This window comes from Pseudomonas sp. CMR5c, assembly GCF_003850545.1.
GTDB classification, from domain to species: Bacteria; Pseudomonadota; Gammaproteobacteria; order Pseudomonadales; family Pseudomonadaceae; genus Aquipseudomonas; species Aquipseudomonas piscis.
Window position 1 is genome coordinate 3,865,905 of the sequence record NZ_CP027705.1, and the last position, 15,628, is coordinate 3,881,532.

The following is a 15,628-nucleotide window of genomic DNA, read 5'->3' on the forward strand; positions in this document are numbered from 1 at the left end:
GACGGTAAATGGCTCTGCGCATTAAACCATAAAGCCCTTAACGTCCCGGCCAAGCCCTTGTTGCGAGCCGACCATGCGACCGACCACCGATACCCCGCCCCTCTCTCCCGCCGCCGCGCAAGACCTGGCCCCCTGGCTCTGGACCTTGCTGTTGCTGGTGGTGGTCTGCCTGCCGCGGATCAGCATCGACCTGTACCTGCCGGCCTTGCCGGCCATGGCCGACGAACTGGGGGCCAGCGATGCCCAGCTGCAACTGACCCTGAGCCTGTACATGCTCGGCTACGCCCTGTCGATGCTCCTGGGCGGACCGCTCTGCGACCGGTTTGGCCGGCGTCCGGTGCTGCTGTGGGGCATGGCGCTGTTCCTGCTGGCCACCCTGGCCTGCATGTTCGCCAGCCGGGTCGAGGTATTGATGGCCGCCCGCCTGCTACAGGCCCTGGGTGGCTGCTGCGGCACCCTGGTGGGCCGGGTCATGGTGCGTGATCGCTGCCCGCCGGCGGAACAGGCGCGGCTGCTGGGCCTGTTGTCCATGGGCATCGCCTTGTCGCCGATGCTGGCACCAGTTCTTGGCAGCCTGCTGGAGCAATTGCTGGGTTGGCGCGGCCTGTTCCTGGCCCTGGGCCTGGTGGCGGCCGCGGTGTGGCTGCTGATGCTTGCCAGGCTGGCGGAGACCCGCGTGCCCCAGCCCCTGGCAACGCCCCGGGAAAGCCTGCCACGGCTGTACCTGCGCTTGCTGGGCACGCGCTACTTCATGCGTTACTCCCTGGCCATCGGCTGCCTGTACTGCACTTATTTCCCCTTCATCCTGCAATCACCGGCCTTGCTCCAGCGCGGCCTGGGCCTGTCCTCGGGCAGCTATGCCCTGGTGTTCGCCGCCACCGTGGCCGGTTACCTGCTGGGCTCACGCCTGTTCCAGCACCTGGCCCCCAGGCTCGGCGCCGACCACCTGATCGCCCGCGCCACGCTGCTGAACCTGCTGGCGGCAGGCTTGCTGCTGGCCACCCGCAGCTTGTGGCCCGACAGCTTGCTGGCCATCGTCCTGCCGATGCTGGCGATCATGCTGTCGGTGGGCCTGGCGATTCCCGCCTGCCAGCTGGCGATCCTGCAACCCTATGCGGCGGTGGCCGGCAGTGCCTCGGGCCTGTTCTTCTTCATCCAGATGGCCATGACCGCTGCTTGCGGGCTGCTGGCCAACGCCCTGGTCGACAGTGCTGCCGGGTCCTTGCAAGCCCTGACCGGCCTGTTCAGCCTCGCCCTGGGCCTGGCCTGGTACGCCCTGCGCCCCAAGCCATAGGCCAGCCGGCACGTCATCGACGGCCACCGCGAAGCGGATCGATCACATGACAGCTCTAGTCATTGCACAGGCAATTGCGCGGTGAAGCGGGCGATGCGCCGGCAAGCTTCGGCCAGCTGCTGGCAGTCCAGCACCAGGGCGATACGCACGTGCCCGACGACGCTGGGGCCGAAGGCATCCCCGGCCAGCACCGAAACGCCATGGCCCTCCAGCAGGCCATCGGCGAAGGCCTGGGCCCCAAGGCCGGTGCGGCGGATATCGACCATGACGAACATGCCGCCATCGGGACGCACCGGTTGCAAGCCGGGACACTCTTGCAGCATCGAACACACCAGATCGCGGCGCCGGCGGTACTCCTGGCGCATCTGCACCAACTCCGGCAAATCGCTGGACAGCGCCACCACCGCGGCGTTCTGGATGAACTCGGGCAAGCCGTAGAGCATGCACAGGGCCAGGTTGCCCAGGTGCCCGGCCAACACCGTCGGGGCGATCACCCAGCCGATCCGCCAGCCGCTCATGGCATGGGACTTGGACAGGCTGTTGATGGTGGCGGTGCGCTCGCCCATGCGGGGCAGGCTGCCCGGACTCAGGTGTTGCCCCTCATACAGCAAGTCGCTGTAGACCTCATCGGAGATCAGCCACAGGTCGTGCTCCAGGCACAAGCGCGCCAGGGCCTGCCAGTCATCCAGGGACAGGCTGGCGCCGGAGGGATTGTTCGGGCTATTGAGCAGCATGGCCCGGGTGCGCGGACCGATCCGCGCGGCGACGTCCAGCGGATCGACGCAGAAGCCGCGCTCGGCCCGCACCGGCACCGGCACCACGGTCGCGCCACAGGCGCCGATCACCCCTTCGTAGGTGACGTACATGGGTTCGGCCACCAGCACCTCGTCGCCTGGGCCCACCAGGCACTGGGCCACCGAGAACACCGCGCACTGCGCCCCCGGCAGCACCACCACATGCTCGGCATCCACCACCTGGCCACTGCGTTGGTGATGGCATTGGGCGATGCAACTGCGCAAGGCCAGGTTGCCGCGCACGTCCGAATAATGGGTATCGCCGGCCAGCAAGCTGTCGATCGCCGCCTGGACCACCGGACCTGGAGTATCGAAGTCCGGGTCGCCCACCGTCAGCAGCAACACATCGCGTCCCTGCTCACGCAGGGCCAGGGCCCGGTAATGGATGTTCCAGGCCGCGGAACCTTCGCCGGCGATCCGCTGGGTCAGGGCTGAGTAGCGCATGGCTTTCTCCTTGAAAGACGCCTCAGCCCAAACCCTAGGTGCTGCAACCCGACTCGTCGAGCGCCGCCCACGGCGGCGTCAGGTCAGATCACGAAGCGCGCGACCATGGCGTTGAGCTCCACCGCCAGGCGCGACAGCTCGTGGCTGGCAGCGCTGGTCTGGTTGGCCCCGGCCGCCGACTGGGTCGCCAGGTCGCGGATGTTCACCAGGTTGCGGTCCACCTCGCGGGACACCTGGGCCTGCTCCTCCGAGGCGCTGGCGATCACCAGGTTGCGCTCGTTGATCTGGTTGATGGACTCGGCGATCTGCTCCAGGGCCTCGCCGGCGGCGCGAGCCAGGTCCAGGGTGCTCTGGGTGCGCTGATTGCTCTGCTGCATCGACTCCACGGCGTGGCCGGTGCCGTTCTGGATGCCAGCCACCATCTTCTCGATCTCCTGGGTCGACTGGGCAGTGCGATGGGCCAGGGCCCGCACTTCGTCGGCCACTACCGCGAAGCCGCGCCCGGCCTCGCCGGCCCGGGCCGCCTCGATGGCAGCGTTGAGCGCCAGCAGGTTGGTCTGCTCGGCGATGGCCCGGATCACGTCCAGGACCTTGCCGATGTCCCGGCCCTGGGTGGCCAGGCCCTCGATCATCACCGAGGTGTTCTGCACGTCGTGGGCCATGGTCTGGATCGCATCGACGGTCTGCACCACCCGGTCGCGGCCGTCACGGGCGGCCTGGGTCGATTGCTGCGAAGCCTCGGAAGTCGACACCGCGTTGCGTGCCACCTCCTCCACCGCCGCGGTCATCTCGTTGACGGCGGTAGCGGCCTGCTCGATCTCGGTGTTCTGCTGCTGGACGCCACGGGAGGTTTCCTCGGTTACCGCGCTCAGTTGCTCGGAAGCCGAGGCCACCTGGGTCGCCGAACCGGCGATCTGCTCGATGGTGCGGCGCAGGCTCGCCTGCATCTCGGCCAGGGCCTGCAACAGGCGCGCCGGTTCGTCCTTGCCGTCGACTTCGATGCTCTGGCGCAGGTTGCCGCCGGCGATCACCTCGGCGGCGTTCAATGCCTTGTTCAACGGACTGACGATGCTGCGGGTCAGCAGCAACGCGAGGATGATGGTCAGCGCAGCAGCGATCAGCGCGACGATGACGATCCCGGCAATCGCGCTGCCGTAGTGCTCGCCGGCGGCCTTGGAGGCGGCCGTGGCATCGGCGGCGTTGATGGCGATCAACTGGTTCAGTTGCTCGCCCATCTGGTCGGTACCGTCCTTGATCCGGGTGTTGATCAGCTGGCGCATTGCATCGAGCTTGTCCTGGCGCGACAGCTCGAGCATTTCCTTCTGGGCTTGCAGGTAGTTCTCCAGGGTCGTGGAGAAGGTCTTGTACAGCGCGGCCTCCTGCGGGCCGGCCGGCAGCGCGGCATAACCGGCCTGGGCCTGGCGCACCTTGTCCACCAGCACGCCGATGCGCGTCTGGGCTTCGGCCAGGCCCGCCGGTTCGCGGTTGACCAGCACCCGGAACGACAAGATCCGCAGGCGCAGCACGTTCTCCGTGAGGTTGCCCAGGTAGCTGACGCTAGGCAGTTGGTTGCCTTCCATGTCGACCGAGGCCTCGCGGATGATCGACATGCGATTGACCGCGAACACCCCCAGCACGACGACCAGCAAGGCAATGAAGGCAAAACCGAGGAAAGCTCGAGGGGCGATATTCAGGTTACGCAGGGTCATAGGGCGACTCTCGCAGGAGAACATGACGATCAGCATCCTTGCCATTGAATGATCCGCGCATCAGCGCTGCGCCGACGTCGGAAACCTTGGCACCGGGGTCCTTGGGCCTATCCTGGATATCGGCCGAAGTTGCGCTTTCATATGGCTGATTCGTAAAAAAAATCCCGGAAATGACCGCTGATTCAGGACTGAAACGCCACAACGCGAAGTGAATCGATAAAGCACTGATGGGCGGTCCAGGGATGGGCCAAAACGCGCTGCCCAGGAGTTTTTGCTCCGGTTCGCGGCAGTTCCCGGCAAGCCCATGGAAAGTGCAAGCCATTCGCCGAAAAAGCCATTTCTGCGCCGCCCGCCGCTGCCCATCATGGTCCCGGTCAATAAAAACAACGCCGAGACTGGATATGAAACCCGAAGACTTTCGTGCCTCCCCCGATCACCCGCTGACCGGTGCCGAATACCTGGCCAGCCTGCGCGACGACCGTGAAATCTACATCTATGGCGACCGGGTCAAGGACGTCACCACCCACCCGGCCTTTCGCAACTCGGCCGCCTCCATGGCCCGCCTGTACGATGCCCTGCACGACCCGGCCACCCATGAGCAACTGTGCTGGCCCACCGACACCGATAATGGCGGCTACACCCACAAGTTCTTCCGTTCGGCCAGGAGCCCCGACGAGTTGCGCCAGCAGCGCGACGCCATCGCCGACTGGTCGCGCCTGACCTACGGCTGGATGGGCCGCAGCCCCGACTACAAGGCGGCCTTCGGCAGCGTCCTGGGAGCCAACGCCGAGTTCTACGGCCCCTTCGCCGACAACGCGCGGACCTGGTACAAGCGCATCCAGGAGGCCTGCCTCTACCTCAACCACGCCATCGTCAACCCGCCCATCGACCGCGACAAACCGGTGGACCAGGTCAAGGATGTGTTCATCTCGGTGGACGAGGAAGTCGAAGGCGGGATCATCGTCAGCGGCGCCAAGGTGGTGGCCACCAACTCGGCGCTGACCCACTACAACTTCGTCGGCCAGGGCTCGGCCCAGTTGCTGGGGGACAACACCGATTTCGCCCTGATGTTCATCGCGCCGATGAACACCCGGGGCATGAAGCTGATCTGCCGCCCCTCCTACGAACTCCAGGCCGGCATGAGCGGTTCGCCCTTCGACTACCCGCTGTCCAGCCGCTTCGACGAGAACGACGCGATCCTGATCATGGACAAGGTATTCATCCCCTGGGAGAACGTGCTGATCTACCGCGACTTCGAGCGTTGCCGGCAGTGGTTCCCCCAGGGTGGGTTCGGCCGGTTGTTCCCGATGCAGGGCTGCACCCGGCTGGCGGTCAAGCTGGACTTCATCAGCGGCCTGCTGGTCAAGGCCCTGCAATGCACCGGCGCCCTGGAGTTTCGCGGGGTCCAGGCCCAGGTCGGCGAGGTGGTGGCCTGGCGCAACCTGTTCTGGTCCCTGACCGACGCCATGCACGGCAATGCCAGCGAGTGGCAAAACGGTGTCTACCTGCCCAGCGCCCAGGCCCTGCAGGCTTACCGGGTGCTGGCGCCCCAGGCCTATACCGAGATCAAGAAGATCATCGAGCAGGTGGTGGCCAGCGGCCTGATCTACCTGCCCTCCGGTTCCCGGGACCTCAAGGACCCCGTGCTCAACCAGTACCTGGGCACCTATTGCCGCGGTTCGGGAGGCATGGGTCACGAAGAGCGGATCAAGATCCTCAAGCTGTTGTGGGATGCCATCGGCACCGAGTTCGGCGGCCGCCACGAGCTGTACGAGATCAACTACGCCGGCAGCCAGGACGAGATCCGCATGCAGTGCCTGCGCCACGCCCAGGCCAGCGGCTCGATGCAAGCCATGACCGCCCTGGTGGATCGCTGCCTGGCCGACTACGACCTCGACGGCTGGACCGTGCCGCACCTGACCAACCCCGACGACATCAACATGCTCGACCGCATCCGCCAGTAGTCGTGCGCAGCGAGGGCCACGTGCCCTCGCCACCCAGGCCTTCGGAGAACCCTCATGTCCGTACTCGACCCCAAGCAACTCGCCTTTCGCAACGCCATGGCGCACATGACCGCGGCGGTCAACGTCATCACCAGCAATGGCCCGGCCGGCCGTTGCGGCATCACCGCCACGGCGGTGTGCTCGATCACCGACAGCCCGCCGACGCTGATGGTCTGCGTCAACCGCAACAGCGCCCTGAACCCGGTGTTCAAGGGCAATGGCCGGCTGTGCGTGAACATCCTCAGCGGCGCCCATGAAGACCTGGCCCGGCACTTCGCCGGCATGACCGGCGTGGCCATGGACCAGCGCTTCGGCCTGCACCCCTGGCGCGACGGCCTGCAGGCCTTGCCGGTGCTGGAGGATGCCCTGGCCAGCCTGCAGGGACGGATCACCGAGGTCCAGGAAATCGGCACCCACTCGCTGATGCTGGTGGAGCTGGACGAGATCAGCGTGCAGGAGCGCGGTGATTCGCTGGTGTACTTCAGCCGCAGCTTCCACCGCCTGCCCCGGCCCTGCCAGGCCGCCTGAACCCCGCCCTCCCGGCCTGGCCCCCGCGCCGCCTCCTGCATCTGTAGGATGGCGGCCAGCGGTCCAAGCGCCGATACTCGACCCAGGTCCTGCCCACGCCTGCCCTGGCGTACCGGCCGTCGATCCTTCAGTGACGAAAACAATAACAACGTCGCCCCGAGGTACCGCGCCATGAGTCGATTCCAGCCCCCCGCGCCCGGCCGCTTGCAGGCCTTCAGCGAACTGGTCCTGGCCTTGCAGCAACTGGCCCAGAACAAAGACATCGAGCACCTGCACCAGCACGCCCTGGCCCGCATCGCCAGGTTGCTGCCCTTCGACAGCGCATGGTGGGGCCGCTCGGCCCTGGTAAACGGCGTGCCGGACGAACACAGCTGCTACCTGTACCGCCTGCCTCCCAGCTACCTGCCGGACTGGCAATCGATCCGCCATGTCGATGTCACCGTGAGCCGGGTGCACCAGGTCCCGGGCCGGTCGGTGATCGTCGATATGGCCGACCCGGACAACGGCGCCGGCCTGAACTGGCTGGGGCGCCTGTACAACATCGGCGAGCTGTTGTGCGTGGTGCACATCGACCCCCATACCCACCTGAGCAGCCACCTGGCCCTGTACCGCCAACCCGGCGCAGCGCGTTTCACCGCGCACGACCGCGAACTGCTGGACAACCTGATGCTGCACCTGGTGGCGGCGGTCTCGGCCAACCAGATCCGCACCCTGGTGGCCACCCGCGAGCAACTCACCCGGCCGCGCAACCTGGCCCTGGCGGTCTGTGACCAGCGCGGCGTGCTGCACTGCGCCGAGAGTGGCTTCGTCGAACTGCTGCTCAACGAATGGCCGCACTGGAGCGGCCCGCAGCTGCCGCAATCCCTGGAGCTGGGCAACTACGAAGGCAAGTGCCTGCAAGTGGAGTCCCAGGCGGTGGGCGACCTGTTCCTGCTGGCGGCCCGCAGCCGCACCTTGCTGCCCCAGCTCAGTCCCCGGGAAAACGAGGTCGCGCAGAGCTTCGGCGACGGCAAGACCTACAAGGAAGTGGCGCGCGACCTGGGCATGTCGCCCAACACCGTGCGCCATCACATCCGCGCCATCTACAGCAAGCTCGGGGTCAAGGACAAGGCGCGCATCGCCCAGCTGCTGCACGCCCCGCCCGACTGACCCTCGTCGCGCCTTCCCACGCTGATTCGCGCCGTCACCCGTGACGGTCACGGGCAGCCTTTGCCCGGTTTCCAGCCCCTGCCGCCTGCCGGCAAGCCCTGCGCCGCACAACAACGCCAACAAGAGACGCATCGCCCATGACCAGGAACCTCATCCGTACCGCGCTCGCCGTGGCCAGCACCCTGGCCAGCCTGTCGCCCCAGGCCGCCGATCTCAACGCCCGGGACTTCTTCGCCGCCCCGGTAGGCACCAGCCTCGGCGTGCTGTACCTGCCCGCCACTCGCGCCGGCAGCTTCCATGGCCCGGCCGACACCACCGGCAAGGCCGACCTGAGGGTCAATGCCATGGCCTACCGCCAGGTGTTCTTCAGCGACCTGTGCGGCACCCTGTGCACACCGCAGTTCATCGTGCCCTTCGTCGACACCGATGCGCGCCTGCCCGGTGCCACGCGCCGTAGTCGCGAGAGCGGTTTCGGCGATCCCCAGGTGGGCGGCACGCTGTTCTTCATCAACCAGCCGCAAAGTCGCACCTACAGCGGCTTGCTGACCCTGATCACGCTGCCGGTGGGCGAGTACCACAGCCGCGAGCCCGGGGTCTCGCCAGGGGCCAACCGCTGGGGCGCGACCTTCGTCTACAACTACACCCAGGGCCTGGGCGAGAAGTGGGTCCTGGAGGCCAACCTCGAAGCCCAGTTCTACGCCACCAACGATGACTACCTGGGCAGCGACCTCAAGCAGGACCCGCTGTACCGCCTGCAAGCCTTCGCGTCCTACGACTTCACTCCCAGCACCTACGGCGCCCTGCGGCTGATCCAGGCCGATGGCGGCGAACTGCGCATCAACGACCGACGCATCAACGACACCCACCGGCGCTACACCCAGGTCGGATTCGAGCTGGGCCACTGGCTGGATTCGCGCAACCAACTGATGTTCAGCCTGTCGCGCAACGTCGCCACCGACAACGGTTTCGCCGGCACCGACGCCCTGTTGCGCCTGGTCCACGTGTTCTGACCCCCGCCCGAGGAAGCCCGGCCATGCATAGCCACAACCCTGCCCTGAGCGACACCGCGCCATCTGCCCGCCAACCCCTGGGGCTCCTGGCGGCCATCGTGCTGTTCGCCGCCATCACCCCCGCGGTGCTGCTGATGGCCCCGGCCATCGCCGCGCAACTGGCCAGCCAGTGGCAACTGAGCCCGACCCAGATCGGCGACCTGTTCAGCGCCGAGCTGGGGGCCATGAGCCTGGCCACCCTGCCCGCCATCTGGTGGCTCAAGCGCCTGGACTGGCGCCGCGCCGCCTTGTGCAGCGCCGTGCTGTTCATCGCCGCCAACCTGTTGTCGATGCTGGTCCATGACTATTGGCTGTTGCTGGTGGCGCGTTTTTGCAGCGCCCTGGCCGGCGGCTCGCTGATGATCATCTGCCTGGCCAGCGCCGCCGCCAGCCCCAACCCCAGTCGCGCCTACGGCTTCTGGGTGATGGGCCAGCTGGTGCTGGGGGCCATTGGCCTGAGCCTGCTGCCGCTGCTGTTCGAGCACTTCGGCCTCGGCGCCTGCTACCTGATCCTGGCGCTGCTGATGGTGCTCTGCCTGCCCCTGGCACGGTGCTTTCCCGCCGGCGCCGAACAGTCACTGGACGCCGCCACGCCAACCCCGCCGATCTCCTGGCTCAAGGCCGGCCTGGGCATCCTCGGCATCCTCGCTTTCTACATCAGCCTGAGCGGGGTCTGGACCTTCATCGGCGCCATCGGCAGCCAGGCCGGGCTCTCGCCCCAGGCCAGCGGCGACATCCTGGCCATCGCCACCCTGATGGGCATCGTCGGCGCCCTGTGCGCCACCTTGTTCGGCGACCGCCTGCCCGGCAGCGGTCTGCTGTGGCTGGGCTACGGCCTGATGGCCGGCTCGGTGCTGATGCTGTACGGCCAACCGCAACTGGCGCGCTTCGCCCTGGCGGCCCTGGTGTTCAAGTTCACCTGGACCTTCATCCTGCCGCTGGTGTTGGCGCGCATGGCGCAGATGGATCGCAGCGGACGGTTGATGAACGCCTCCAACCTGGTGATCAGCGTCGGCCTGGCCATCGGCCCGGCCCTGGCCGGACGCCTGATCGAAAGCAGCGGCGGCTTCCACGGCCTGTTGCTGGCCGGCGCCGCCCTCACCCTGTTGTCCCTGGCGCTGGTCCTGGGCTGCCGCCCCACCCGCTCGTAACCGTTTTCTTGAACGATGGATATCACCATGACCTGCAAAACCGCGTTTTTCTTCGATGAACTGTGCCTGTGGCACAGCGCCAGCCCCCACAGCCTGACCCTGCCGGTAGGCGGTTGGGTGCAGCCACCGGCCGCGGCCGGACATGCCGAGTCGCCGGAAACCAAGCGCCGGCTGAAAAGCCTGATGGATGTCAGCGGGCTGACCCGCCAACTGCAACTGCGCAGCGCCGAACCGGCCAGCGACCAAGACCTGCTGCGGGTCCACGGCGCCGCCTACCTGCAACGCTTCAAGGCCCTGAGCGATGCCGGCGGCGGCGAGCTGGGCGACCAGGCACCAGTGGGGCCCGGCAGTTATGAAATCGCCAAATTGTCTGCCGGGCTGGCCATCGCTGCGGTGGATGCGGTGCTCAGCGGCGAGGCCGATAACGCCTACGCCCTGTCCCGGCCACCGGGACACCACTGCCTGGCCGACCAGGCCATGGGGTTCTGCTTCCTGGCCAACATCGCCATCGCCATCGAGGCGGCCAAGGCCCGCCACGGCCTGGGCAAGGTGGCGGTGATCGACTGGGACGTGCACCACGGCAACGGCACCCAGGCGATCTTCGAGGAGCGCGCCGATGTACTGACCCTGTCCCTGCACCAGGACGGCTGCTTCCCGGCCGGCTACGGCGGCGAGCAGGACCGTGGGCGCGGCCCGGGCCTGGGCTGCAACATCAACGTTCCGCTGCTGCCCGGCGGTGGGCACGACGCCTATCTGCAAGCCATGCAGCGCATCGTGGTGCCGGCGCTAGAGCGCTTCGAGCCGCAACTGATCATCGTCGCCTGCGGCTACGACGCCAACGCCGTGGACCCGCTGGCGCGGATGCTGTTGCACAGCGACTCGTTCCGCGAAATGACCCAGTGCCTGCGCGACGCCGCCGCGCGCCTGTGTGGCGGGCGCCTGGTGCTGGTGCATGAAGGCGGCTACTCCGAGGCCTACGTGCCGTTCTGTGGCCTGGCGACCCTGGAGGCATTGTCAGGCATCCGCACTGCGGTCACCGACCCGATGCTGGAGTTCGTGCGCCTGCAGCAGCCCAAGGAACCGGTCCTGGCCCTGCAACGCCAGTTGCTGGAGCGCCAGGCCCAGGCCCTGGAGGCCTTCGCTCACTGAGCCCTGCGGCGCCCGGCCACTCAAGGGCGCCTCTAAAAACTACCTGCGTTGTCATCGCTGCGTTAAAAACCGACTGGTGCGCCAGCCCGGTCAAAATGCTCATTTAGCCCTTTGTAAAATGCGCTTTTTGGCCCGGGTTTTGCCTTGCGCTGGCTGCCTCGCCTACGTTTTTTAAGGCGCCCTCAAGCTGGCGTGGGGCCGTGGCGCCGCGCTTCACTGGGCGTGAGTTGGTAGCGGGCCTTGAAGGCCCGGGCAAAGTGCGCCTGGCTGGCAAAGCCATGGCGATAGGCGATTTCGCTGATATCCAGCGCAGCCCCCCGGGGGCTGCACAGCAGTTGCTGGGCCTGTTGCAGGCGCTTCTCCAGGATGAAGCGGCTGGGCAGCCACTCCTCCAGGGCGAACAACCGGGCCAGGTGGCGCGGCGACACACCGACCTGCGCCGCCACCCGCTCGCAACTCAACTCCGGGTCCGCCAGGTGCTCCTGGATGTACTGCTTGGCCGCCAGCAGATAGGAGGCACTCAAGGCGTTGATCGGCCGTTGCCCCACTTGCCCGGCGATCAGGCTGGCCAGCAGTTCGAAGGCTTGCTCCTGGTAGTCCTCGGCCGCGCCGCACAAGGGTTGCTGGAAAAACCCCCGGGTGCGCTCGGCCAGGGTGCGCAACAACAGACGCTGGCCACCGCCCTGCACGCCGATCTTCAACGGCTGGTCGAAGCGCCGCAGGCAACGGCGGGCGAACTGCTCCTGGGGAATATCGAAGATGAACTGGCGCATGGCTGCGGAAAAACCGAACAGGTAGGGCTTGTCGGTGCGATACACCACCAGCTCGCCCGGCTCCAGCAACTGGCAGGTGCCGCCCTGGTAGAAGAACGAACCACTGTCGGTGACCAGGGAGACGAAGATCGATTCCTTGGGCACGCCACGGATCATCGAACGGTCACGCTCCACGACATGTTCATTGCCGACGATCCGCGCCAGGCGCATGGCGCTCAAGTGCAGGTTGTCCTGGCGGGCGGTGAAGCCGCTCTCGGCGTAGGAGTTGCATTTGAGCCCCACCAGGGTGCTGGCGTTGTAGTCCTCCCAGAATGCCAGGCGCAGGTCCCGGTCGATGGCCTGGGTGCTGGCGTGGCGGGTTTCGAGCAAGGCGCATGGAGACATTGTTGTTCTTCTCATGGCAGCGGGATGTTTCCCGGGCGGCAAGGCTCCGTCCAGGCACCTGGAGCCACGGAACCCGTGGCCTGCGGCCATTCATTAATATCTGAATGATCTCACCTGTCAACTTCCCCCGCCCACTGGCAACCGCCGTGGAGCAACCGTCCGAAACCGACAACAAAGCGGTCCGATCCGGACAAACCGCCCGCCCCTGGCCGGCCTAGAGTCGTGCCGTCAGCCCCGCTGGCATTGCACCGACGACTCCACGACAACAAGAGAGACCGACCATGCCTGAAGCCGCCACCCGAGAGTTCTGGAAAGACCTGCAGCCCATCGCCAACTGCTTCAAGCCCGACGCCAAGCCCGAGGTCTACCTGCCCGACGCCGCCAGCGACGACCTGAGCCTGTACGTGCCCTTCACCGAGACCGTGTCTTCGCGCCCGCTGTGGATCTCCCCCAGCGAGAACCGCTGGTGCGACATCCTGATGGCCAGCAGCGCCGGGCTGGTCAACCGCCACTACCACCCCCACGAGGTCTTCGCCTACACCCTGTCCGGCAAGTGGGGTTACCTGGAGCACGAATGGACCGCCACCGCCGGCGACTTCGTCTACGAGACCCCAGGCGAAGGCCACACCCTGGTGGCCTACGAACACGAGCAGCCGATGCGGGTGTTCTTCATCGTCAAGGGCCCATTGATCTGGCTCGACGAACAGGGCGAGCCCGACGGCTACTTCGACGTGCATTCCTACATCGCCATGTGCCGCGCGCACTACGAAAACATCGGCCTGGGCGCGGCCCATATCGACACCCTGTTTCGCTGATCACTGTCTCGACCTGCGTGCGGAGAATCACCATGGCTTATAAAAACAACAAGGCCAGCTACGAGAACACCTTGCTGGGGGTGCTGTTCCTGACCTTCGGCTTCGTGTTTTTCGACCGCCTGGCGCTGTCCTTCCTGTTCCCCTTCATGGCCGACGAGTTGCAACTGGGCAACCGCCACCTGGGCTTGCTGTCTTCGGTGCTGGCCCTGGCCTGGGCGGTTTCCGGAGCGCTGGTAGGGGCCTGGTCGGACCGCCGTGGCCGGCGCAAGCCGCTCTTGATCGTCGCGGTGCTGCTGTTCTCGCTGTGTTCGGCGCTGTCGGGGCTGGTCACCGGCTTCCTCAGCCTGCTGCTGTTTCGCGCCATCATGGGCCTGGCCGAAGGGCCGATCCTGCCGCTGTCGCAATCGCTGATGGTGGAAGCTTCCTCGCCTCACCGTCGGGGCCTGAACATGGGCCTGCTGCAAGGCTCGGCCGCCGGCCTGCTGGGGGCGGTGATCGGCCCGCCGGTCCTGGTGGCCCTGGCCGAGGCCTACGGCTGGCGCCATGCGTTCATCATCTCGCTGGTGCCCGGCTTGCTGATCGCCCTGCTGATCTGGCGCTACGTCCAGCCGGATGCGCCCAGCCGCGCAGCGTCCGTACAGGGCCCGAGCGGCAAGGGTATCAGTCGGCTGGCGCTGCTCAAGAGCCGCAACATCCTGCTGTGCACCCTGATCAGTTGCTTCTTCCTGACCTGGTTCATCGTGTTGATCTCCTTCACCCCGACCTTCCTGGTCAAGGTCCGCGACTACAGCCCGGCCAGCATGGGCACGGTGATGAGCTGCCTGGGCGGTGCCTGGGTGCTCTGGGGGTTTGGCGTACCGGCGATTTCCGACCGCATCGGCCGGCGCCCGACCCTGGTGCTGTTCTCGCTGGTGGCGGCCTGCTGTCCCCTGGCCCTGCTCTTCGCGCCCACGCCGTGGCTGTTGGGCGTGCTGATGCTGCTGACCTACACCGGGCTGGGCTGCTTCACCCTGTTCATGGCCACCATCCCGGCGGAGACCGTGCCCCGGGAAGTCATGGCCACGGCCCTGGGGCTGATCATGGGCATCGGTGAGCTGGTGGGTGGTTTCGTCGCCCCGACCCTCGCCGGCTTCGCCGCCGACCGCTTCGGTTTGTCGATCGTCATGTGGATGTCCTGCGTCGGTGCGCTGCTGGCCGCGGTCCTGGCCCTGCTGCTCAAGGAAACCGCGCCGGCGGTGCTGGCCCGGCGTCAGGCCGCGAACCTCCACTCACCGACCCTGCAAGGAGAACGCCCATGAAAGCACTGCGTTGGCATGCTGCCCGCGACCTGCGCCTGAGCCAGGTACAACTGCGCCAGCCCGGGCTTGGCCAGGTGCTGCTGCAAGTCGCCTATTGCGGCATCTGCGGCAGCGACCTGCACGAATACGCCAATGGCCCGCACTCCATCCCCCAGCAGCAGGCGCATCCGCTGTCCGGTTGCCGGGCACCCTTGACCCTGGGCCACGAGTTCTGCGGCCAGGTGCTGGCCCTGGGACCCGGGGTCGATCCCGGGCTGCTCGGCCAGCGGGTGGCGGTGGAGCCGGAATACCGTTGCGGCCAATGCCGGTATTGCCAGGCGGGCCAGTACAACCTCTGTGAGTCCATGGGTTTCATCGGCCTGATGGGCGATGGCGGTTTTGCCGAACAGGCGCTGGTTCCGGCCTACATGCTGCACCGGCTGCCCGATAGCGTCAGTTTCCGCCAGGCGGCGTTGCTGGAACCGGCGGCCGTGGCCTGCCACGCCCTGAACCAGAGCAGCCTGCAACCCGGCGCCAGCTGCGCGGTGTTCGGCCTGGGGCCCATTGGCCTGCTGCTGGTAATGCTGGCCCGGCTCCGTGGGGTCGAGCGCATCTATGCCGTGGACCTGGACCCCGGGCGCCGGCAACTGGCCCTGGAACTTGGGGCCACCCAAGCCCTGGATGGCGCGGCGCCCGACTTGCGCCAGCGACTGCGGCAGTTGAGCGATGGCGGGCTGGACAGCGCCTTCGAGGCGGCCGGTAGCCAGCAGACCCTGGACCATGCCCTGCACAGCCTGCGCAAAGGCGGCGAAGCGGTGCTGGTGGGGCTGATGGGCCAGGTGCAATTCGATGCCTTCCACCTGGTCAACAACGAGCTGCGCCTGCTGGGCAGCGTCGGCTACCGCGACGTCTATCCGCAGTTGCTGGAGCTGCTGGCCAGCAAGGCCCTGGATCTGTCGCGGCTGGTCAGCCGCTGCCTGTCCCTGGAGCAGGCGGTAACGGAGGGTTTCGAGGTCCTGCTGCAGGACAAGTGCCAGATCAAGGTGCTGGTCAACCCCTGCCCGGCCCTGGCCGAAGCCTGATCGAGGCGCTGTTCATCACTCACCACA

Annotated in this window: 13 protein-coding genes; 10 read left to right on the plus strand and 3 right to left on the minus strand. The window is 66.9% G+C overall.

The genetic code is table 11. The features are described 5' to 3' along the window. Positions 1-73: 73 nt before the first annotated feature. Positions 74-1,294, plus strand: a complete 1,221-nt coding sequence (locus C4K40_RS17760; RefSeq protein WP_053130687.1) for a multidrug effflux MFS transporter — start codon at positions 74-76, stop codon at positions 1,292-1,294. A gap of 59 nt (positions 1,295-1,353) precedes the next feature. On the opposite strand, the gene C4K40_RS17765 is transcribed toward C4K40_RS17760, so the two are convergent. Together C4K40_RS17765 and C4K40_RS17770 are read right to left on the minus strand one after the other, a co-directional pair. Then, positions 1,354-2,532 carry a pyridoxal phosphate-dependent aminotransferase gene (locus C4K40_RS17765; RefSeq protein ID WP_053130689.1) on the minus strand — a complete coding sequence of 393 codons (1,179 nt, stop codon included), beginning with the start codon at positions 2,530-2,532 and terminating at the stop codon, positions 1,354-1,356. An 83-nt stretch (positions 2,533-2,615) separates the two neighbouring features. Continuing rightward, positions 2,616-4,241, minus strand: a complete 1,626-nt coding sequence (locus C4K40_RS17770; protein ID WP_022639068.1) for a methyl-accepting chemotaxis protein — start codon at positions 4,239-4,241, stop codon at positions 2,616-2,618. A 401-nt stretch (positions 4,242-4,642) separates the two neighbouring features. On the opposite strand from C4K40_RS17770, the gene hpaB reads away from it, so the two are divergent. From hpaB to C4K40_RS17800, 6 genes are all read left to right on the plus strand, one after another. Then, positions 4,643-6,205 carry a 4-hydroxyphenylacetate 3-monooxygenase, oxygenase component gene (gene hpaB, locus C4K40_RS17775; RefSeq protein WP_053130691.1) on the plus strand — a complete coding sequence of 521 codons (1,563 nt, stop codon included), beginning with the start codon at positions 4,643-4,645 and terminating at the stop codon, positions 6,203-6,205. A gap of 54 nt (positions 6,206-6,259) precedes the next feature. Beyond that, positions 6,260-6,772 (plus strand): 4-hydroxyphenylacetate 3-monooxygenase, reductase component, encoded by a 513-nt coding sequence (gene hpaC, locus C4K40_RS17780; protein ID WP_053130693.1) that lies wholly within the window; start codon positions 6,260-6,262, stop codon positions 6,770-6,772. Positions 6,773-6,943: 171 nt separating this feature from the next. After that, on the plus strand, positions 6,944-7,921 hold the full coding sequence (locus tag C4K40_RS17785; RefSeq protein ID WP_031319948.1) for a helix-turn-helix transcriptional regulator: 978 nt from the start codon (positions 6,944-6,946) through the stop codon (positions 7,919-7,921). A gap of 137 nt (positions 7,922-8,058) precedes the next feature. Then, positions 8,059-8,931: a transporter gene (locus C4K40_RS17790; protein ID WP_053130695.1), complete on the plus strand. Its 873-nt coding sequence runs from the start codon at positions 8,059-8,061 to the stop codon at positions 8,929-8,931. 23 nt (positions 8,932-8,954) lie between these two features. Further along, entirely contained in the window at positions 8,955-10,121 is a 1,167-nt protein-coding gene (locus C4K40_RS17795) for an MFS transporter (protein ID WP_053130697.1), read from the plus strand. Positions 10,122-10,148: 27 nt separating this feature from the next. Continuing rightward, on the plus strand, positions 10,149-11,270 hold the full coding sequence (locus C4K40_RS17800) for a class II histone deacetylase (protein WP_164485029.1): 1,122 nt from the start codon (positions 10,149-10,151) through the stop codon (positions 11,268-11,270). 182 nt (positions 11,271-11,452) lie between these two features. Here C4K40_RS17800 and C4K40_RS17805 read toward each other — a convergent pair whose 3' ends face one another. Continuing rightward, complete coding sequence (locus C4K40_RS17805) at positions 11,453-12,427, minus strand: AraC family transcriptional regulator (RefSeq protein WP_022639075.1); 975 nt, start codon at positions 12,425-12,427, stop codon at positions 11,453-11,455. A gap of 281 nt (positions 12,428-12,708) precedes the next feature. On the opposite strand from C4K40_RS17805, the gene C4K40_RS17810 reads away from it, so the two are divergent. The 3 genes from C4K40_RS17810 to C4K40_RS17820 are packed head-to-tail and all read left to right on the plus strand — an operon-like array spanning position 12,709 to position 15,601. After that, on the plus strand, positions 12,709-13,242 hold the full coding sequence (locus C4K40_RS17810) for a 2,4'-dihydroxyacetophenone dioxygenase family protein (protein WP_022639076.1): 534 nt from the start codon (positions 12,709-12,711) through the stop codon (positions 13,240-13,242). A gap of 32 nt (positions 13,243-13,274) precedes the next feature. After that, positions 13,275-14,540, plus strand: coding sequence for an MFS transporter (locus tag C4K40_RS17815; RefSeq protein ID WP_022639077.1), 1,266 nt, complete (start codon positions 13,275-13,277; stop codon positions 14,538-14,540). Next, positions 14,537-15,601 carry a 2,3-butanediol dehydrogenase gene (locus C4K40_RS17820; RefSeq protein ID WP_053130702.1) on the plus strand — a complete coding sequence of 355 codons (1,065 nt, stop codon included), beginning with the start codon at positions 14,537-14,539 and terminating at the stop codon, positions 15,599-15,601. The genes C4K40_RS17815 and C4K40_RS17820 overlap by 4 nt, the downstream gene beginning before the upstream one ends. The last annotated feature ends 27 nt before the right edge of the window (positions 15,602-15,628 follow it).